Annotated in this window: 20 protein-coding genes; 18 read left to right on the top strand and 2 right to left on the bottom strand. The window is 34.5% G+C overall.

Annotated elements, in window-relative coordinates:
• The first annotated feature begins 63 nt into the window (after positions 1-63).
• Positions 64-777, top strand: coding sequence for a DUF554 domain-containing protein (locus TX86_RS24370; RefSeq protein WP_042352971.1), 714 nt, complete (start codon positions 64-66; stop codon positions 775-777).
• A gap of 147 nt (positions 778-924) precedes the next feature.
• Here the strand turns inward: TX86_RS24370 and yyaC are convergent, their stop codons facing one another.
• Positions 925-1,551: a spore protease YyaC gene (gene yyaC / locus TX86_RS24365; protein ID WP_042352969.1), complete on the bottom strand. Its 627-nt coding sequence runs from the start codon at positions 1,549-1,551 to the stop codon at positions 925-927.
• Between the two features lie 225 nt (positions 1,552-1,776).
• Here yyaC and TX86_RS24360 point away from each other — a divergent pair, with 225 nt between their 5' ends.
• The 16 genes from TX86_RS24360 (at position 1,777) to TX86_RS24290 (ending at position 16,828) form a co-directional block, all read left to right on the top strand.
• Positions 1,777-2,667, top strand: a complete 891-nt coding sequence (locus tag TX86_RS24360; RefSeq protein WP_052343893.1) for a mechanosensitive ion channel family protein — start codon at positions 1,777-1,779, stop codon at positions 2,665-2,667.
• A gap of 11 nt (positions 2,668-2,678) precedes the next feature.
• Positions 2,679-2,876, top strand: coding sequence for a DUF951 domain-containing protein (locus TX86_RS24355; protein ID WP_042352967.1), 198 nt, complete (start codon positions 2,679-2,681; stop codon positions 2,874-2,876).
• 179 nt (positions 2,877-3,055) lie between these two features.
• Entirely contained in the window at positions 3,056-4,156 is a 1,101-nt protein-coding gene (gene ychF / locus TX86_RS24350) for a redox-regulated ATPase YchF (protein ID WP_042352966.1), read from the top strand.
• A gap of 201 nt (positions 4,157-4,357) precedes the next feature.
• Positions 4,358-4,645, top strand: a complete 288-nt coding sequence (gene rpsF / locus TX86_RS24345) for a 30S ribosomal protein S6 (protein ID WP_042352965.1) — start codon at positions 4,358-4,360, stop codon at positions 4,643-4,645.
• A gap of 73 nt (positions 4,646-4,718) precedes the next feature.
• A complete protein-coding gene (gene ssb / locus TX86_RS24340) occupies positions 4,719-5,246 on the top strand; it encodes a single-stranded DNA-binding protein (RefSeq protein WP_042352963.1) in 528 nt (175 codons plus the stop codon).
• Between the two features lie 57 nt (positions 5,247-5,303).
• The gene (gene rpsR, locus TX86_RS24335; RefSeq protein WP_081707833.1) at positions 5,304-5,540 is read left to right on the top strand and encodes a 30S ribosomal protein S18; all 237 of its coding nucleotides are present in this window, start codon (positions 5,304-5,306) and stop codon (positions 5,538-5,540) included.
• A gap of 410 nt (positions 5,541-5,950) precedes the next feature.
• Positions 5,951-6,631, top strand: coding sequence for a response regulator transcription factor (locus tag TX86_RS24330; protein WP_042352961.1), 681 nt, complete (start codon positions 5,951-5,953; stop codon positions 6,629-6,631).
• Entirely contained in the window at positions 6,606-7,613 is a 1,008-nt protein-coding gene (locus TX86_RS24325; protein WP_042352960.1) for a sensor histidine kinase, read from the top strand. The genes TX86_RS24330 and TX86_RS24325 overlap by 26 nt, the downstream gene beginning before the upstream one ends.
• Before the next feature lie 96 nt (positions 7,614-7,709).
• Entirely contained in the window at positions 7,710-8,468 is a 759-nt protein-coding gene (locus tag TX86_RS24320; protein ID WP_042352959.1) for an ABC transporter ATP-binding protein, read from the top strand.
• The gene (locus TX86_RS24315) at positions 8,465-10,546 is read left to right on the top strand and encodes an ABC transporter permease (protein ID WP_042352957.1); all 2,082 of its coding nucleotides are present in this window, start codon (positions 8,465-8,467) and stop codon (positions 10,544-10,546) included. The genes TX86_RS24320 and TX86_RS24315 overlap by 4 nt, the downstream gene beginning before the upstream one ends.
• A 22-nt stretch (positions 10,547-10,568) precedes the next feature.
• Positions 10,569-10,703: a hypothetical protein gene (locus TX86_RS27520; protein ID WP_268258273.1), complete on the top strand. Its 135-nt coding sequence runs from the start codon at positions 10,569-10,571 to the stop codon at positions 10,701-10,703.
• A 130-nt stretch (positions 10,704-10,833) separates the two neighbouring features.
• The gene (locus TX86_RS24310) at positions 10,834-11,796 is read left to right on the top strand and encodes a YybS family protein (protein ID WP_052343888.1); all 963 of its coding nucleotides are present in this window, start codon (positions 10,834-10,836) and stop codon (positions 11,794-11,796) included.
• Between the two features lie 35 nt (positions 11,797-11,831).
• A complete protein-coding gene (locus tag TX86_RS24305) occupies positions 11,832-13,805 on the top strand; it encodes a DHH family phosphoesterase (RefSeq protein WP_042352956.1) in 1,974 nt (657 codons plus the stop codon).
• Positions 13,802-14,251 carry a 50S ribosomal protein L9 gene (rplI, locus tag TX86_RS24300; protein ID WP_042352954.1) on the top strand — a complete coding sequence of 150 codons (450 nt, stop codon included), beginning with the start codon at positions 13,802-13,804 and terminating at the stop codon, positions 14,249-14,251. The genes TX86_RS24305 and rplI overlap by 4 nt, the downstream gene beginning before the upstream one ends.
• A gap of 262 nt (positions 14,252-14,513) precedes the next feature.
• Complete coding sequence (gene dnaB, locus TX86_RS24295) at positions 14,514-15,869, top strand: replicative DNA helicase (RefSeq protein WP_439096921.1); 1,356 nt, start codon at positions 14,514-14,516, stop codon at positions 15,867-15,869.
• A 170-nt stretch (positions 15,870-16,039) separates the two neighbouring features.
• Positions 16,040-16,828, top strand: a complete 789-nt coding sequence (locus TX86_RS24290) for a Cof-type HAD-IIB family hydrolase (RefSeq protein WP_042352951.1) — start codon at positions 16,040-16,042, stop codon at positions 16,826-16,828.
• Positions 16,829-16,852: 24 nt separating this feature from the next.
• On the opposite strand, the gene TX86_RS24285 is transcribed toward TX86_RS24290, so the two are convergent.
• Positions 16,853-18,277, bottom strand: a complete 1,425-nt coding sequence (locus TX86_RS24285) for a polysaccharide deacetylase family protein (RefSeq protein ID WP_042352950.1) — start codon at positions 18,275-18,277, stop codon at positions 16,853-16,855.
• 291 nt (positions 18,278-18,568) lie between these two features.
• On the opposite strand from TX86_RS24285, the gene TX86_RS24280 reads away from it, so the two are divergent.
• The gene (locus tag TX86_RS24280; RefSeq protein WP_042352948.1) at positions 18,569-19,858 is read left to right on the top strand and encodes an adenylosuccinate synthase; all 1,290 of its coding nucleotides are present in this window, start codon (positions 18,569-18,571) and stop codon (positions 19,856-19,858) included.
• Positions 19,859-19,904 lie beyond the last annotated feature (46 nt).

Raw genomic sequence — 19,904 nt, 5'->3', positions numbered from 1 at the left:
CATCCTTTATGGATGGTTTATTTGTAAGTAAATATTGAATATGTCAGAGAAGGTGTAACAGCGATGGCACTATTAGGAACATTGGTTAATGGTCTTTTAATTATTATTGGTACTTTAATCGGCAGGAGTTTTCGGAATATTCCGGATAAAATTAGAGATACGGTTATGTACGCTATTGGGTTAGCTGTAATTATTATTGGTTTACAAATGGGATTGAAAAGTGAACAATTTTTAGTCGTTATATTAAGTTTAGTAATCGGAGCTGTTATTGGAGAATTTATTGATTTAGATGACAAGTTAAATAGAGTAGGGAAATGGTTAGAAGTAAAGTTGAACGCTAAAGAAGGAAATTATGTAGCACAAGGATTTGTTACATCTACACTAATCTTTGTTATCGGGGCAATGGCTGTTTTAGGAGCATTGGATAGTGGTATAAGAGGCGATCACAATATATTGTACACCAAAGGAATTATCGATGGATTTACATCTATTGTATTGGCGAGTACACTTGGCATTGGTGTTCTTTTTTCAGCTGTTCCTGTTGTATTGTACCAAGGAACCATTGCTTTATTTGCAACGCAAATTACAAAAGTAGTGCCTCAAGAGCTCTTGGATTTTTTTATTACCGAAATGACAGCTACAGGTGGAATTATGATTGTTGCTATAGGTTTGAATATTATGGGGGTAACAAAAGTAAGAGTAGCAAATTTATTACCAGCACTAGCAATTGTAGCGGTTTTATCAGCTATTTTTTATTATGGCAATATACAATTATAAAAAGGCTGTGTCAAAAGTGATAGGAAATACTTTTGACACAGCCTTCTATGTTATTTAATCTTTTAAATAACGTATGTTTATGTGCTCCGAACAATCTATATGTGACTACTGACTGTAACCAATTACAAAGGCAGTGACGGTTTTTCTTTATGTTGTAGCTTCTTTATGATCAAATGTCCAACTTAAATTGTTAAATGGTGTTTGTGTTGTTAAAGACTCCCCAGCTACATAGATGCTATCAGCTATGGTTTTTGCCATTTTAACAACGAGATTTAATCGTGTATTCTGTAAAACAAAAAATTCCATAAATCCACTTACATTTACGATACCAGTTACGTGAATATCACCTACTTCAGGTAGATTTTTATTAACACCTGCTCCTGGTTTTAAAGGGCCATCGCCTATTTGAACAGTACCGACGTTTTTCATTCTTCCTAAGCAAGCATCTACAGCAATGATAAATGCGTCATGATGTTTTTCTTTGATTTCTTGTACTTTTTCCTGTAAATTAACAGCGTGGATAGGATTCTCTAATGTACCATATACAAGGAAAGGGGAGTTTGGTTTTTCTGTCAAATATGTCCCCACTAAAGGACCTAAAGAATCTCCAGTTGAGCGATCCGTACCAATACAGGCGACTACAATTGATTTAGGGCGATTTGCCGGAATAGATGATAAGAGATTTAATGAAATTTTTTCTACTGCATCATGATCTTCAAATGGTGTATGTTTTTTATTACTATTCAGGTCAAGAAAGCTACGCTTAACGTTCATTACACTCCCACTCCTTTGATGTAGTAGTAACAGTATACGGAAATAAAAGGAAATGTATACATGCAGTAGTGGAAATAGGTAAGTTATCATAAGGAAATAAATACCTTTATCATAAAGGATACTATTGTGTTAATTTATTTACCCAAAGAGGTCTAAAAAAAACGTTGAAATTAATTGGTGAATTTTAACATAGGTAAAAGGGTGTGACATAAATTGGATAAAGAGTTGACCCATTCGAGTAAGCTCATTGAATACTTTATTACAAAGTTTGGTGATGAGAATTTATGGATTGGTATAATGGATAAATGCATTCAAATCTTCTTAATTATTATCATTGCAGGAATTATAGTGAAGATTGGGAAGAAAGTCATTACGAATATCTTTATATTACGTGCAAAAAGTCCGCTTCGAGTTTCAGAACGTCGAGAAGCAACGATGCTTAAATTGTTAAAAAATGTTATTTCTTACTTTGTGTACTTCGTTGCTTTAATGACTATGTTAGGAACAATTGGTGTGGAAGTGAAAGGTTTATTAGCAGGGGCTGGTATTCTAGGTCTTGCAGTCGGTTTTGGGGCACAAAGTTTAGTAAAAGATATTATTACAGGTTTCTTTATTATCTTTGAAGATCAATTTGCTGTAGGCGATTATGTTCGAGTTGGTCAGTTTGAAGGAACAGTTGAAGAAATCGGTCTTCGCACTTCGAAAATTAAAGGAATTCATGGTGAATTAAATGTTATTCCAAATGGTAGTATTTTAGAAGTAACGAACTTTTCTATTCATAATAGTATTGCGATTGTTGATATTGGTATCGCTTATGAAGGCGATATTGAGAAAGCAGAACGCGTAATTAATCATATGCTTGAAGGTATGCCGGACCGTTATGAAGATTTAGTGAAAGCGCCTGAATTGCTTGGGGTACAAAGTTTAGGCCCATCTGAGGTAGTACTTCGTATAACAGCAGAAACGGTACCAATGCGCCATTTCTTTATGGCCAGAGAAATACGAAAAGAATTGAAAAATACATTAGATGCAAATGGTATTGAAATTCCGTTCCCTCGTATGGTTATGTATAATAGACAAGATAATGAGGGGAAACAAACTGCAAAGCACATGTAGGAGGTCTAGAAATGGAAGAGAAACAATTCGGTTTAAATGATATTGTTGAAATGAAAAAGCCTCATCCTTGTGGTGCGAATAAATGGAAAGTCATTCGTTTAGGTATGGATATTCGAGTAAAATGTGAGGGCTGCGGTCATAGCGTTTTAATTCCACGTAAGGATTTTGTTCGTAAAATGAAAAAAATCATTGAGAAGCATGAAGAATAATCATGCTTCTTTTTTTGATATGCTTGTCTTTTTATAGTGTAATCTCTATAATTGGTAGAGGTTTATGTATAGTAGTTAACTTTGTAATTTAGAAGTCAATATAGCAATATATGAGGGTCTTTCCGCTGTTATTTTCAAAAAGCAGAAGCCCATTTATTTTATAGAGGAGTGAATGTTTAATGGCTTTAACAGCTGGAATCGTTGGTTTACCGAACGTTGGGAAATCAACATTATTTAACGCAATTACACAAGCAGGTGCAGAATCTGCAAACTATCCTTTCTGTACGATTGATCCTAACGTAGGTATTGTTGAAGTACCAGATGATCGTTTACAGAAGCTAACAGAACTTGTTCAACCTAAAAAGACAGTTCCAACAACTTTTGAATTTACAGATATCGCTGGTATCGTTAAAGGTGCTAGTAAAGGTGAAGGTTTAGGAAATAAATTCTTATCACATATTCGCGAAGTAGACGCTATTTGCCAAGTAGTTCGTTGCTTTGATGATGAAAACATTACACACGTTGCTGGTAAAGTTGATCCGATTGATGATATCGAAGTTATTAACTTAGAGTTAATTCTTGCTGATTTAGAGTCAGTTGATAAGCGTATTACTCGTGTTGCTAAAATGGCGAAGCAAAAAGATAAAGAAGCAATGTATGAGCATGATATTTTAGTCCGCTTAAAGGAAGCATTCGAAAATGAAAAGCCAGCTCGTACAGTTGAATTTACAGAAGAAGAAATGCGCGTTGTTAAAATGATGCACCTTCTAACAATCAAGCCAATTCTATACGTAGCTAACGTTAGTGAAGATGATGTTGCAGATGCATCAGAAAACGAATACGTACAAAAAGTACGCGAATTTGCTGAAAAAGATAATGCAGAAGTAATTGTTGTTTGTGCGAAAATTGAATCAGAAATTGCGGAGCTTGATGGTGAAGAAAAGGAAATGTTCCTATCTGAACTAGGCATTGAAGAGTCAGGTTTAGACCAATTAATTCGCGCTGCTTACCATTTATTAGGTTTAGCAACGTACTTCACAGCTGGTGTACAGGAAGTACGTGCTTGGACATTTATCCAAGGTATGAAAGCTCCACAATGTGCAGGTATTATTCATTCTGATTTCGAAAGAGGATTTATTCGTGCGGAAACTGTTTCATATGAGGACTTACTTGCAGGTGGCAATATGGCTGCTGCTCGTGAAGCGGGTAAAGTTCGTTTAGAAGGAAAAGAATATATTGTTCAAGATGGGGATGTTATTCACTTCCGTTTTAACGTATAATAGATATAACGTCTAGAGTCAATAAACAGTATTGACTTTGGGCGTTTTACTTTTTTATAAGTATATATTTTGAGATTGTTTTTTAGTAGGTATAGTGCTTTGCAAATAGGAAACACTTATGCTATACTTAGAACTCGTGAGTAATTATTAAATTGCTCCTTGCCCAATTAAGGGCCGTTAGTCCAAAAGGAGGTGACAGTGATGAGAAAATACGAAATTATGTACATCATCCGTCCAAATATCGAAGATGAAGCTAAAAAAGCTTTAATTGAGCGTTTCAACGCAGTTCTTACTGATAATGGTGCGGAAGTTACAGAAACTAAAGATTGGGGTAAACGTCGTCTTGCATACGAAATCAATGATTTCCGTGATGGCTTCTACCAAATCGTAAAAGTTCAAGCTGATGCTGCTGCTGTTCAAGAATTTGACCGTCTTGCAAAAATCAGTGAAGACATGATCCGCCATATGGTAATTAAAGAAGAAGTTTAATATAAAATTTTTATAAATCTTTTCTTGTGATGTTTCCCGTGAAACATATTAAGAAGAGAAGGAGTTGATTCTGATGATGAACCGCGTCGTTCTTGTAGGACGCTTAACAAAAGATCCAGATTTGCGTTACACACCAAGTGGAGTACCTGTAGCAACCTTTACTCTTGCTGTGAACCGTACGTTCTCAAATCAGCAAGGTGAGCGTGAAGCAGACTTTATTAATTGTGTAGTATGGCGTAAGCCGGCAGAAAACGTTGCGAACTTCTTGAAAAAAGGCAGTTTAGCAGGCGTTGATGGCCGTCTACAAACACGTAGCTATGAAGGACAAGATGGTAAGCGCGTTTATGTTACAGAGGTTGTAGCTGAAAGTGTTCAGTTCTTAGAACCTAGAGGCGCTAGCCAAGGTAACAGAAACGAGGGTGGTTCTTTCGGTAATCCTCCACCAAGAGATGATTTCAACTCTTATGGACAAGGGCAAAACCGAAATCAGAATCAAAACCAAAATCAACAACGTGGTGGCAACTACACTCGTGTAGATGATGATCCATTTGCAAATGGCGGTCAAACGATCGACATTTCTGATGATGATCTGCCATTCTAATATAAACAACCGTATTGTTTATATAACAAAATCAAAAGGAGGGAATAACCAATGGCAATGGGTGGACGCAGAGGTGGCCGTGCAAAACGTCGTAAAGTTTGTTTCTTTACTTCAAACGGTATCACTCACATCGATTATAAAGATGTAGATTTATTAAAAAAATTCGTTTCTGAGCGTGGTAAAATTTTACCTCGTCGTGTAACAGGAACTAGCGCTAAATACCAACGTAAATTAACAGTTGCTATCAAACGCGCACGTACTATGGCTTTACTTCCATACGTATCTGGTGAGTAATCACTAGTTAAAAGCACTCGATTTATATCGAGTGCTTTTTTGTTTCTTATTTTTTAAATTATTTTAACGTGATGTTTGAAAACAAATTCAATTTCCCTAAGTAAATCCAAATAATAAAGACTAATAGACCCCATAGCAACGATAATCAGACTACTAATGATTACATGATTACCATGCTGTAATGAAGCCTCCATTTTCCTTAGTAGGACATGTTTGAATCTATCACTCATCGAGAATAGTTGCCCAAAGTCGCTAAAGAAAAGTCTCTACCTCCTGAAATTTAGATTGATAAAATATAAAAAACTCCAACATGAAGAGAGTATGAACTAATCGGTATGAAGAATATTCTAGTGAATCCGTGAGCAAGTTTGACTATACTAAAAGAAAAGAATACAGAAAAGGTAGAATATATGAATAGAATAATGCTCATTGAAGATGATATGAAATTACAAAAGTATATACGAGAGTATTTATCTGCTTATGAATATGAGGTCATTACGATACAAGATTTTAATACCGTTATTGAACAAGTTGAAAAAGAAAAGCCTAACTTGATTTTGTTAGATATTAACTTACCTAAGTTTGACGGATTCTATTATTTAAGTGCGTTGAGAAGGAAAATGTATATACCTATTATTATTTTGTCAGCGCGTAGTGATGAAAGTGAACAAATACGGGGGATGGAATTAGGAGCAGATGATTATGTGACGAAACCATTTAGCGTAGGTATTTTATTAGCCAAAATCAACGCTGTTTTAAGAAGAACAACCTTTACAACAGATCGTCCCGTATTAGCAGTCAGTAATATTATCCTTCATAACGAGAGTATGAAATTAGAAGTCGCTGGTCAATTAACAGAGCTAAGTAAAAATGAATATCGTTTGATGAGAATCTTTTTATCACAGGCTGGTAGCGTAGTAAAACGCGAAGAGTTATTAGAGGCCCTTTGGGATGAATTTGTATTTGTAGATGATAATACATTAACAGTTAATATTACTAGGTTGAAGAAGAAATTAGCTGATTTGGGTTTAGAAAATGTAATTACGACTAAACGAGGAGTAGGATATGTCTTTGAACCAAGTAATACGTAACTTTCTGAAAGCAAAATTAGGGTTTATTGCTGCCTATTGCATGAACACCATTCTTCTCATCATACTGATTTATTTACTAAGTGGATATAGCAAATTTATTTATCCGATTACCATTAGTTTATTTATTTTACTGGTATATTTGTTATTTGCAGCAATGAAGTTTTGGAATTTTAGCAGAAAATTAGAAGATGCTAAATTGAGTCCTAACTTAGAAATTGATCCACTGAAAGTGGAGGACAGGCTGATTTTTGAGGTGACAAATGATATTCATGCCGAATATCATACGAAGTTATATAAGTTAAATAGTACATTTAAAGAACGAAATGCTTTATTTTCACAATGGATTCATAATATGAAAGTATCAATTGCAATTATTGATCTTGCCTATGAAAAGGGAGCTAACCAACAGCAGAAGCTGGATTATTTAGAAGATATTAAGGAAGAAAATGAGAAGTTAAAGACTAATTTAGAGGAAAGTTTAAATGTATTGCGCTTAGATGAATTTTCACGTGATTATATTCCTGAGAAGCTTTCTTTACAACGTTTAGTTTTGGATGTTGTGAATGCGCAAAAGAGAGATTTTATTTATCAAGGCGTATTTCCAAAAGTACAGATAGATGAAAGCATTGAGGTATTAACAGACTCTAAATGGTGTAAATACATATTGAAACAAATTATATCGAATGCTATTAAATATAGCCCTCATCAGGTACAGAAAACAATAATTATTACAGCTTTGCAAACTGAACAGAGTGTTGAATTAGAGATTCAAGATGAAGGAATAGGAATAGCAGCGAGTGATTTACCGAGGGTATTTGATCCTTTTTTCACAGGCGAAAATGGAAGAAAGAATGAATCTGCGACAGGTATTGGGCTTTATATGGTGAAAACAATAGTGAAAAGTCTTGGTCACCAAATATCCATTACATCAATAGAAGAGAAAGGAACGAAAGTTAGACTTTCTTTCCTTTCAAAAGTGTAAGGTTATGTAAGGGAAATGCATTAGGAATGATGCATTTCCCTTTTATACTTTATTTATAGACAGCGGTTAGCTTTTATATAGAGGAGGAATTTTAAAATGGATATTATTACGGTTGATCAATTAGTGAAAGTATATAATGGCTTCAAAGGTACGAAAGAAGTAACAGCGGTTGATCATCTTCATCTCTCAATCCAAAAAGGTGATTTTGTTGGCATTATGGGTCCGAGTGGAAGCGGAAAAACAACACTTTTAAATATTTTATCTGGCGTTGATACTGCCACATCAGGTGAAGTAATCATTGATGGGAAAGATATTGTGCAAATGAAGAAGGATCAGCTGGCCTTATTTCGCAGGGGAAATATAGGATATATCTTTCAAGACTTTAATTTGCTTGATAGTTTAACATTGAAAGAAAATATTGCATTACCTCTTATTTTGGACAAGGTAGAGCCGAAAAAAATTAATATGAAGGTTCAGCAATTAATGACTTTCTTAGGGATTGAAGAGTTAAAGGATAAGTATCCATATCATCTTTCAGGTGGTCAAAAGCAGAGGGTTGCAGCGGCACGTGCTATTGTGAATAATCCATCGGTTATCTTTGCTGATGAACCGACGGGTAATCTTGATTCGAAGTCAGCTAATAATTTAATGAATACGATAGCAAAGTTGAATGAAGAGTTACATAGTACGGTACTAATGGTAACACATGATGCGTTCGCTGCTTCCTTTTGTAAACGAATTATTTTTATTAAAGATGGAAAGATAGAACTGGAAATCCACTCTTCAGGTGATCGTAAGCAATTCTTTGATAAAATCTTAGAATCGCAAAGCATAATAGGGGGCGGTCAATCATGACGTTCTCAGCTATTATTCGTAAGAACTTTATTTATAATATTAAGAAGTTCATGAGCATGTATTTTGTTAACACGCTAATCGTTGCTATGTTATTTATATTTGGTAGCTTAATGTTTAATTCAGATGTTCTTGAACAAGTAGGTCAAACAACATTGTATGAAACAATCAAATCAGCTTTATTAGTGCTTGTATTGTTTTCTATCGTGTTTATTACGTATAGTAATATATCTTTCTTAAAGTATCGTGGTAAAGAATTTGGCATGTATATTACATTAGGAATGACGACGAAAGATTTAATTAAACTATTATTTATTGAGAATATCGGTATTTTATTTCTTTCAATAGGTTCAGGTTTACTTTCTGGTGCCGTATTTGGTAAGTTTTTTTATCTTGGTTTGAATAAGATGTTACCATTTAATCCTGTTGATTTTGAAGTTCATGTAAATAGCTTTTTACTTAGTATTGGAGTATTCCTTATTATTTTCATATGTAATTTCATATTTAGTATTTTTTATATTAAAAGATCGTCTGTTATTGATATATTACGTTCTTCAAATAAAAAAGAAATCGGAAAAAATAGCGTTGTGTTCGGTGGAGTAGCGCTATTTTTGTTTGTAGTATCAGCTTACTTAATCCCTAAAATTTTATTAAACAAAATATTTAAAGGGCAGTTATACACCATTTACATCTTTATCTTTTTGACGATTGCTTGTCCGTATGTAATCATTGGTACTTTAATTGTCTTATATAAAGCAGCCATTAAACGATTTGAGAAAACTTATAATAATCAATTGTTGCTATTATCTAACTTATCTCACCGATTTTTAGCATATAAAAATTCATTATATATTGTTTCACTGTTACTTGGAGTAGCGATTTTCTTTGTAGGATTAACGTATTCATTCTACTCATCTAGTGAAATCAAGAACGATAAGGATAATCCATATGATGTTATGTTTTTAGAAGAAAATCATGTTAATAATATCAGTCAAGACGAAGTAGAAAAAGCATTGCAACAAAATGGTAGTTCCATTACTCAATACGACAAGTTGGACTATATAGATGTAGCAGAGTTTAAGGATTTGGAAAATGATTTTGTTCTTTGGAGTGAGGGAAGTAGCGTTGTAAGTGAAAGTAATTTCAGCAAACACATGAAAAAACAATACAATGTGAAACCGAATAATATGATATCAGTCCGAGTTCACTCAGAGAATATGGACTATGAAAAACCAAACACCATACTTTCTGTTAGTAACGAGAAACAAGTGAAACATCTACAGAGTCAATTAGAGGGAAGTACAGATAGCAAAGAAGAAAAATATAAAGAGCTTCAGCAAAGCTTAAAAGGGAATACTTTTGTAGCATTCGATAGTAAGAATATCAAGGAAATAACTGAACCGTTCACGAACTATCATTTTACAAGGTCTTATATGACTGGAGACATACTCGTTGTAGACGATGAAGTATATGAAACACTATTACAGGCAGTAGGATTAGACAAAGTAAAGACCATGCATTTAATTAAAGGTGATATAAGCAAAAAAGATTTCCGTGCATTTGTGAGCGTACTAAGCCCAAAAAATGGGCTAGACCCTTCTACATGGTTAGAAAAGACATCTCATGGGTATGGAGCAAATAGTAAAGGTGATATAAACGATTATAGACCAACGTTTAAAGATGAACAGTTGGCCTTACAGCTAGAATCAAACGGGTTTATCTTCTTTATTATGATTTTTATGGGTGTATTATTTACAATTGCTTCTGGAGTTGTGTTGTACTATAAAGTATTAACTGATATTGATGAAGAAAAAGAGCGGATTATTTCATTAAAAAGAATTGGAATTACGTTTAGGGAATTACAACGAATGGTTTCTAGAGAATTAGCAGTAACCTTTTTCTTACCTACACTAATTGGTATGGGATTAGGCATGTATTATATTTATGTGATGTTCTCTAACGATATTATGAGATGGACCCTACTCATGAAATCAGGTCTTGTATGTGTTGTTTTTCTAGTTATCCAAGTTGTTTTATATTTCATTTGCAGAAGAAAATATTTTTCTGAGTTAAGCAAATAAGCAGTGAAGAGGAGTTCTAAAAGTGATGGAAAAACCACTTTTAGAACTCCTTTTTCATCTTTTCGTTGAACAAATCAAAATGTTTCATGTGAAACATTTTGATTTATATTATGGAATAATGGTCTGTGTGTACAATGGATATGCGGTAAGTTTTTAAGAGAAAGGGTATAATAGATACAATAATGGTCTATGTCTCCTTTGATATATATGAGGAAGTACTGATTTATAATCGCAAGATCAATTAAAGAATTTATAGAGTGGTAAAAGAGGAAAGGGGATAATATGATTTGAATAAAAGTAGAGGATTAGCAGAAGGTGGCGTGCTATTAGCTATTTATGCTGTAATGCTTTTTATAGTGATGTACATACCTTTTGCAGGAACCATTATGATGTTTCTACTGCCTGTTCCTTTTATTTTGTATGGCATTAAACACGATATTAAATGGTCGTTTTTTCTTTTAGGTACAGCAGTATTATTAACATTGGTAATTGGCTCAGTAATGGCCATTCCGATTACTATTATGTTTGGACTAGTAGGAACCATTATGGGTTACTATATTCGTACAAATAAAAGTAAGTTACAAATGTTTATTGTGTCTGTTTTGGTTTTTATTGCCTGTCTTCTGTTCATGTTTGTTATATCGATTGTTTTCTTTGATTTTAACATTATTACAGAGACCGTTAATTTATTAAATCAGGCGATTGATCAATCAGCCAGTATTATATCTTCAGCAAGTCAAGGGGAACAAATACAACCGATGATTGATAAGTTTAAATCGTCATTAGAGTTTGTTGAAATGCTGCTTCCGAGCTTTCTTGTAATCTCATCAATTATATTTGTTGCGATTATTTTTGTGGCATGTAAGCCTATTATTAACAGAGTGAGTAATCAGAAATTCGAAATAGAGCCTATTCGAGATATCACACTACCGAAGAGCCTTTTATGGTATTATTTATTTATCATGGTTGTTTCGTTAGTTTTCAATCCCGAACAAGGAAGTTTTTCTTTTTCCGTAATATCTAATTTGTTAATTGCTTTACAGTTTTTTATCCTTATTCAAGGTTATTCCCTACTATTTTATTTTAGTCATGCAAAGGGATTATCAAAGGCTATACCTGTAACAGTGACTATTTTTACATTTTTAGTACCAATATTTATTTCTTTTATACGCATTTTAGGCATTATTGATTTAGGATTTCCTATAAGAGAAAAAATAACAAATAATAAAGATAAGGATAATAAGAAGTAAAATGTTGAAATTACGAGCTTTTAGGAGCTGAAATAATGTCATCAAACATACAAAGTAAATCTATTCGATATTCACTTTATGGATTGATCGCAATAGTTTCTGTATTACTCATTATTCTTGCTTATCATCAATGGGTCGTTGCATTAGTTGGAATTCTAATTACCTTTGGATTATTTTATTCAATAATTAAAATTGAAGCGAATAATCGTAAAGAAACAGAGAAGTATATTTCCACACTTTCTTACCGGCTAAAGAAGGTAGGAGAAGAAGCATTGCTGGAAATGCCAATAGGAATTATGCTTGTGAATGAGGACTTTAATATTGAATGGACGAATCCATTCATGAGTTCTTGCTTTCAAGAAGAAACAATTGTTGGTCGTTCTCTGTTTGATGTGGCTGATTCACTTGTACCAATTATAAGGCATGAAATTGAGATGGAAACTGTTACAATTCATGAAAGAAAATTTAAAGTTATTCATAAACGTTCTGAACGATTATTATATTTCTTTGATGTAACAGAACAAGTTGAAATGGAAAAAATGTACGAAGATGAGCGCACGGTTATCAGTATTATCTTCTTAGATAATTACGATGAATTGACGCAACCGATGAATGACCAAAAGAGAAGTAGCTTAAATAGCTTAGTGACCTCATTATTAGATGAATGGGCAATAGATAATGGAGTATTCTTAAAGAGAACGTCATCTGATCGCTTTATTGGCGTGTTTAATGAGAGTATCCTTCAAAATCTAGAGAAAACAAAGTTTACTATTTTAGATGAAATTAGAGAAACGACGGCTAAGCAACATGTTCCTTTAACACTAAGTATTGGTGTAGGATGTGGAGCTTCCTCTTTGCCGGAATTAGGAAATATCGCACAGTCTAGCTTGGATTTAGCACTCGGTAGGGGTGGAGATCAAGTTGCGATTAAGCTTCCAAATGGAAAGGCAAAATTCTTCGGTGGTAAAACAAATCCTGTTGAAAAACGAACGAGAGTACGAGCCCGTGTTATTTCACATGCATTGAAGGATATTATTTTAGATAGCGATAAAGTCGTTATTATGGGTCATAAATATCCTGATATGGATGCGATAGGTTCCGCAATTGGAATTTCAGAAGTAGCAGAAATGAATGATCGTGAATCTTATATCGTTGTAAACTTTCAAGAACTTGATACAGGTGTTAAACGCTTAATGAAGGAAATCAAAAATAAGCCAGATTTATTTGCTCGCTTTATTACGCCTGAAGATGCATATGAAATTATAACGGATGATACATTGCTTGTAATTGTTGATACACATAAACCATCAATGGTTATAGATGAGAAGTTAATTCGTAGTATTGAGAAAGTCGTTGTTATTGATCATCATCGTCGTGGTGAAGAGTTTATTAATCGTGCACTCCTTGTATATATGGAGCCATATGCTTCTTCTACTGCTGAACTCGTTACGGAGTTGCTGGAATATCAGGATAAGAATAGCAAGATTGAAATGCTTGAAGCAACTGCCTTGTTAGCTGGTATTATCGTTGATACGAAAAGCTTTACATTGCGAACGGGTTCTAGAACATTTGATGCTGCCTCTTATTTACGGTCGCATGGTGCAAATACCGTCTTAGTGCAAGAGTTTTTAAAGGAAAACTTAGACGTCTTTATCCAAAGGGCAAAGTTAATTGAAAGCGTGAAATTCTATAAAAAAGATATTGCGATTGCTAAAGGAGATCCTGACGAGGTATATGAGCAAATTATCATTGCTCAAGCGGCAGATACGTTGCTTATGATGGAAGGTATTGGCGCATCCTTTGTTATTTCAAAGCGGGCAGACGAAAAAGTTGCTATTAGTGCTCGTTCACTGGGTGAAGTCAATGTCCAAATTATTATGGAAATGCTAAACGGCGGCGGTCATTTGACGAATGCCGCAACTCAATTAGATGGTATTACTGTGGATGAAGCTGTAGCTAAATTACAGCTTGCAATAGATGATTATCTTGAAGGAGGACTTAAAGAATGAAAGTTATATTTTTAAAAGACGTTAAAGGTAAAGGAAAAAAAGGTGAAATTAAGAATGTTTCCGATGGATATGCTCATAACTTTTTATTAAAACAAGAGTTAGCTATTGAAGCTACACCTGGTAATATGAAAAAGCTTGAAGCACAAAAGAATAAAGTCAACCAACAAGCGGCAGAAGAATTACAACAAGCTAAAGAGCTAAAAGAAAAACTTGAAAAAATCACTGTTGAAATTTCTGCTAAAGCAGGCGATGGTGGCCGTTTATTCGGATCTATTACTACTAAACAAATCGCTGAAGCATTGCAAGCTTCTTCATCAATCAAAATTGATAAGCGTAAAATGGAACTAGCTGATGGTATTAGAGCATTAGGTTATACAAAAGTTCCAGTTAAACTTCATCATGAAGTAATGGCAACATTAAATGTACATGTAAAAGAAGTTAAATAAGCTAAATTTTAACCTTTACGATTGAATATAAAGCTTGTACAATGATGTTGCAATTATAATTACCAAGCATATTTACACATAATGAACTAAAAATTTGTTATAAATGGATTAGGATTAGCTATAACTTATCGGCTTTTCTGTATCCTGATTACAATAATGAAAGACGACTCCTTCTTTTCAATATATGAACTGTATAGGGGTCGTCTTATATGTATAAGATTATTATTTTTAAACGGATGGGAGGTTGCAAACATTGAGCGAAATGTTTCAAAATCAAATACCACCTCAAAATATAGAAGCAGAGCAAGCTGTATTAGGTGCCATCTTTTTGCAGCCTTCTTCTATTATCACAGCATCAGAATATTTAATGGCTGAGGATTTCTATCGAGTTGCACACCAAAAGATCTTCCAAGTCATGTTGAAGCTAAACAATAGCGGAAGTGCCGTGGACTTAGTTACAGTAACCGAGGAACTTTCGGCTACAAAAAGTCTTGAAGATGTTGGTGGCGTAAACTATTTAAGTGAATTAGCGGAATCAGCACCAACTGCAGCTAATATTGAATATTACGCCAAAATTGTAGATGAAAAATCATTGCTTCGTAAAACAATTCGTGTTGCTACGCAAATTGTGCAAGATGGTTATACGCGAGAAGATGAAGTAGAAGCATATATAAGTGAAGCTGAGAAAAGTATTATGGAAGTGGCTCAGCGTAAAAATGCAGGTGCATTCCAAAATATTAAAGATGTTCTAGTGAACACGTATGATAATATTGAGATTTTGGCTAACAGAAAAGGGGATATTACAGGTATTCCTACGGGCTTTGCTGAGCTTGACCGCATGACAGCCGGTTTCCAACGCAATGATTTAATTATTGTTGGAGCGCGTCCTTCCGTAGGTAAAACAGCCTTCGCTTTGAATATAGCGCAAAACGTAGCAACGAAAACAGACGAAAATGTAGCGATCTTTAGTCTAGAGATGGGTGCAGAGCAGCTGGTTATGCGTATGCTGTGTGCGGAAGGAAATATTAATGCCCAAGGTTTAAGGACAGGTGCATTAACGGATGAAGATTGGCGCAAGTTAACGATGGCAATGGGGAGTCTTTCGAATGCGGGTATTTATATTGATGATACGCCTGGTGTTCGTATTGGGGATATTCGTTCTAAATGTCGTCGACTCAAGCAAGAGCATGGATTAGGCATGATATTAATTGATTACTTGCAGTTAATTCGTGGAGATGGTAACTCTGGGGATAATCGTCAGCAAGAGGTATCGGAAATCTCTCGTTCATTAAAAGCATTAGCTCGTGAATTGAAGGTACCTGTAATCGCTCTTTCACAGTTATCACGTGGTGTAGAGCAACGTCAAGATAAACGCCCAATGATGTCTGATATTCGTGAATCAGGTAGTATTGAGCAGGATGCTGACATTGTTGCCTTCTTATATCGTGATGACTATTATGATAAAGAATCTGAGAATAAGAATATCATTGAGATTATTATTGCGAAGCAACGTAACGGCCCCGTTGGTACAGTTTCATTAGCTTTCGTAAAAGAATATAATAAGTTCGTAAATCTTGAACAGCGTTATGATGAATCTTCGGTTCCACCAGGTGCGTAAAGAGATGAGTAAAGGAAGTTATTGATGTAATACTACATTCAACGACTTCCTTTTTTATTGCGACTAAGCTGTAATTTTTTACAGCAGCTATGATAAATGAGCTAGTTATATAATAGATTACATTGGTGATGGATAGACAAGATATGTATATTTCATAGAGGAGACGAATTATGATTAAATTAATTGCAACAGATATGGATGGTACACTCTTAAATGATCAAAATCAATTACCTACAGAGTTTCAAGAAGTTTATCAGGCGTTAATGGAAAAAGGTATTATCTTTGGAGCGGCTAGTGGCCGTCAATATTATAATTTGATTGAACGATTTACTGATCAAAAAGATGATATGCTCTTCATCGCGGAAAATGGCACATTTGTTGTGCATAAAGGCAAGGAGTTGTTTGCTAATACATTACCGCGAGATGTAGCTATGAAGTTAATAGAAATTGGTAGAACAATAGAAGATGCGTATATTATATTATGTGGTAAGAAATCCGCTTATATTGAACGTTCTACACCAGAGTTGTTAGAGCAAGTAGATAAATATTATGCAAGAAGAGAGATTGTTGAGGATTTAACGCAGGTAGACGACGAGGTATTGAAGGTAACGATTCTTGATTTTAAAGGAGCGGAAGACAATAGTAATCACTTCTTCTCTGAGTATAGAGAGCAATTACAAGTGGCTGTCTCTGGGTTTCTTTGGTTAGATATTACGAATGGAGATGCCAATAAGGGAACGGCTATTCAAAAGGTACAAGAATATTTCGGTATTACTTCGGAACAGACAATGGTATTTGGTGATTATTTAAATGATTTAGATATGATGCGTCAGGCTTATTATAGCTTTGCTATGGCAAATGCACATGGTGAAATTAAAAATGTGGCACGATTCGAAGCAGAAACGAATAATGAAGCTGGAGTAATGAAAAGTATTAGACAATATGTCTTAAGTAAATAAAAAAGGGCTGATGCCCTTTTTTATTTAACCATTTGTATATACTTTACCAACGTATTTTTCTGGGTGATCACCTAATTGTAAAAGCTGACTGACAGTTACGAAATGATATCCTTGTTTAGAAAGATAAATGATTATATCTTCTAACGCATCAGCACTAGCCTTTTGAATATCATGCATGAGAATAATGCTACCATCACGTGTGTTTTGACGAATGATTTGTTTAACCTTTTCCTTGTTATGGTGCTTCCAATCTAATGTATCAACGGACCAGTTTACAATCGGGCCATTCGTTGCCTGTTTAACCGCGTCGTTCACAGCTCCATATGGTGGTCTTAATGTTGCTGGCGGTTTACCCGTGATTTTTTCTACTGAATTAGATGTTTGGTTAATTTGCTGTGCTAACTCCGCTGGTTTTAAGCTTGTTAATTTAGGGTGACTCCATGAATGACTGCCTATTTCATGTCCTTCATCCACTGTACGCTTCACAATCTCAGGATAATACTCTACTCTATTACCAAGTACAAAGAATGTAGCTTTCGCATTATATTTTTTTAATATGTCTAATATACGTGGCGTTAGTTGATGGTGAGGGCCATCGTCGAAAGTTAGGGCGACATATTTTACTCCAGGTGTTAAAGCGGATTGCTTCTGTTGCTGTTCTTGACCAGTTGTTGTATTGGAAAGCAATTCAGTTTCATTTGGGATTTTTAATTCCAATGAATCAGTATATGATTTTTCTAATACACCATTAAGGTCATTTAATGCAATTTGTACTTTATAAGTACCCATCTCTTTAGGACCAATTTGTTCTTCTTTTAAGTAAATATCCATTGTATTGTTTGAAAAGCTATAGGCACTAAAGTTACTTAGTTCTGGCTTCGTTCCGTCCATTACTTGACTAACATCAGATAGTTCCATTGCTTTCGCATCTTGCAATATCATGTTTTGTGATAATCTCGCAATTTTTTGAAGTGATGAATCATCAGTCAACAGATTTTTTAGTTTAATTTGTTTACCAGTTTTACGATCAAAATTCAGCGTATACATTTGCTTATGACTTTCTTGCCCATAAATATTCTTACTGCTTGAAAAAACAATCGATAAAAGTGTATCAGATAGGTTTGTAATCTTATAATCTAGTAAAAGTTCGGAGAATGTACCTTTATCGGTTTTTGTTTTTTTTGCTTGAGATACGAAAGTTTTCTTTTGCTTTGCGACTAAATGTTTTATTACGCTATTTACATCTTCTTGGTCTGTACGTGGAAAATGAATCGCATACTTGTATGTATCATATTCGCCGATTTCTGTTTCAATCTCCAATTCGGGGTACTTCGAATCTTTTACATATTTTTGTATGTGATCATCCTCTTTGTTGCCGATAGTCTTTTCTGCACAGCCAACTGTGAATAGAGTGGCTACAAGTAACAGAATGACTAATTTGAATTTCATATTTATAGTCCCTCCCTAAACTAATATTATTCATATATATTCAAATATTTAGATTAATAATTTGATACATTTTGTCAGATTCCAACTTAATTCGACTTTATTTATTATACATGAAAAATCATCCAATTGTTGAAAGTATTTTGGTATTTTCTGATACTTTATTTTTACGAACAATACTTTTTAACATATTAGTATTGTTCGGTTTTTTCTTGACTTCTTCCTCCTAAAACTGATAATATAAGTATGTTTGATAGTATTCGGTACAAATGCGAACCTTTGGAGGTGCAGGATATGTCTTCAGTAGTAGTTGTGGGAACACAATGGGGAGATGAAGGTAAAGGTAAAATTACAGACTTTTTGTCTGAACATGCAGAAGTAGTAGCTCGTTATCAAGGTGGAAACAATGCAGGTCACACAATTAAATTTAATGGTGAAACGTATAAGTTGCACTTAATTCCATCTGGTATTTTTAATAGTGAAAAAATTTGTGTTATCGGTAATGGAATGGTAGTAGATCCTAAAGCTTTACTTACAGAGCTTAAATATCTACATGACCGTGGCATTACTACTGATAATTTACGTATAAGCAATCGTGCTCATGTGATTTTACCATATCACTTGAAGCTTGATGAAGTTGAAGAAGACCGCAAAGGTGATAATAAAATCGGTACTACGAAAAAAGGTATCGGACCAGCATATATGGATAAAGCTGCTCGTATGGGTATTCGTATGGCTGATCTTCTTGATCGTGAAGTGTTCGAAGAGAAATTAGCACATAACTTAAAAGAAAAAAATCGTCTTCTAGAAAAGTTCTATGAAGTAGAAGGCTTTAAATTAGAAGATATTCTTGATGAATATTATGAGTACGGACAACAAATTCAACATTATGTATGTGATACAGCTGTTGTTCTAAATGATGCACTTGACGAAGGTCGTCGTGTTCTTTTTGAAGGAGCACAAGGTGTCATGTTAGATATCGACCAAGGAACATACCCATTCGTTACATCTTCAAACCCTGTTGCGGGTGGCGTGACAATCGGCTCTGGTGTAGGTCCAACAAAAATCAATCACGTTGTAGGTGTATGTAAAGCTTATACATCTCGTGTTGGTGATGGTCCTTTCCCAACTGAATTATTTGATGAAGTAGGTCACCAAATTCGTGAAGTAGGTCGCGAATACGGTACAACAACAGGACGTCCACGTCGTGTTGGTTGGTTTGACTCTGTTGTAGTACGTCACGCTCGCCGTGTAAGTGGTATTACAGACTTATCTCTAAACTCTATCGACGTGTTAACAGGTCTTGAAACGGTTAAAATTTGCGTAGCTTACCGTTATGGCGATCAAGTAATTGAAGAATATCCAGCTAACTTACGTATTCTTTCTAAATGTGAGCCAATTTACGAAGAGTTACCAGGTTGGACAGAAGATATTACTGGCGTGAAAACATTAGGTGAACTTCCTGCTAATGCTCGTCATTATATTGAACGTGTTTCACAATTAACAGGTATTCCTTTAACAACTTTCTCTGTAGGACCAGATCGTAACCAAACTAATGTAGTAACTAATCCTTGGAGATTATAATAAGTATAAAAAAGTCCTCCTCTATTTTCTAAATAGAGGAGGACTT

Source organism: Bacillus massiliigorillae (assembly GCF_000380245.2).
Classification (GTDB): domain Bacteria; phylum Bacillota; class Bacilli; order Bacillales; family DSM-1321; genus Bacillus_AD; species Bacillus_AD massiliigorillae.
Note: the sequence above shows the minus strand (reverse complement) of the source record. Positions and strands in the feature narration are given on the sequence as shown.

Bases quoted from the DNA above. Each gene is read 5' to 3' on its own strand.
- TX86_RS24370 (WP_042352971.1), top strand. From the start codon at position 64: ATGGCACTATTAGGAACATTGGTTAATGGTCTTTTAATTATTATTGGT.
- yyaC (WP_042352969.1), bottom strand. From the start codon at position 1,551: ATGAACGTTAAGCGTAGCTTTCTTGACCTGAATAGTAATAAAAAACAT.
- TX86_RS24355 (WP_042352967.1), top strand. From the start codon at position 2,679: ATGGAAGAGAAACAATTCGGTTTAAATGATATTGTTGAAATGAAAAAG.
- ychF (WP_042352966.1), top strand. From the start codon at position 3,056: ATGGCTTTAACAGCTGGAATCGTTGGTTTACCGAACGTTGGGAAATCA.
- rpsF (WP_042352965.1), top strand. From the start codon at position 4,358: ATGAGAAAATACGAAATTATGTACATCATCCGTCCAAATATCGAAGAT.
- ssb (WP_042352963.1), top strand. From the start codon at position 4,719: ATGATGAACCGCGTCGTTCTTGTAGGACGCTTAACAAAAGATCCAGAT.
- rpsR (WP_081707833.1), top strand. From the start codon at position 5,304: ATGGGTGGACGCAGAGGTGGCCGTGCAAAACGTCGTAAAGTTTGTTTC.
- TX86_RS24330 (WP_042352961.1), top strand. From the start codon at position 5,951: ATGAATAGAATAATGCTCATTGAAGATGATATGAAATTACAAAAGTAT.
- TX86_RS24325 (WP_042352960.1), top strand. From the start codon at position 6,606: ATGTCTTTGAACCAAGTAATACGTAACTTTCTGAAAGCAAAATTAGGG.
- TX86_RS24320 (WP_042352959.1), top strand. From the start codon at position 7,710: ATGGATATTATTACGGTTGATCAATTAGTGAAAGTATATAATGGCTTC.
- TX86_RS24315 (WP_042352957.1), top strand. From the start codon at position 8,465: ATGACGTTCTCAGCTATTATTCGTAAGAACTTTATTTATAATATTAAG.
- TX86_RS24305 (WP_042352956.1), top strand. From the start codon at position 11,832: ATGTCATCAAACATACAAAGTAAATCTATTCGATATTCACTTTATGGA.
- rplI (WP_042352954.1), top strand. From the start codon at position 13,802: ATGAAAGTTATATTTTTAAAAGACGTTAAAGGTAAAGGAAAAAAAGGT.
- dnaB (WP_439096921.1), top strand. From the start codon at position 14,514: ATGTTTCAAAATCAAATACCACCTCAAAATATAGAAGCAGAGCAAGCT.
- TX86_RS24290 (WP_042352951.1), top strand. From the start codon at position 16,040: ATGATTAAATTAATTGCAACAGATATGGATGGTACACTCTTAAATGAT.
- TX86_RS24285 (WP_042352950.1), bottom strand. From the start codon at position 18,277: ATGAAATTCAAATTAGTCATTCTGTTACTTGTAGCCACTCTATTCACA.
- TX86_RS24280 (WP_042352948.1), top strand. From the start codon at position 18,569: ATGTCTTCAGTAGTAGTTGTGGGAACACAATGGGGAGATGAAGGTAAA.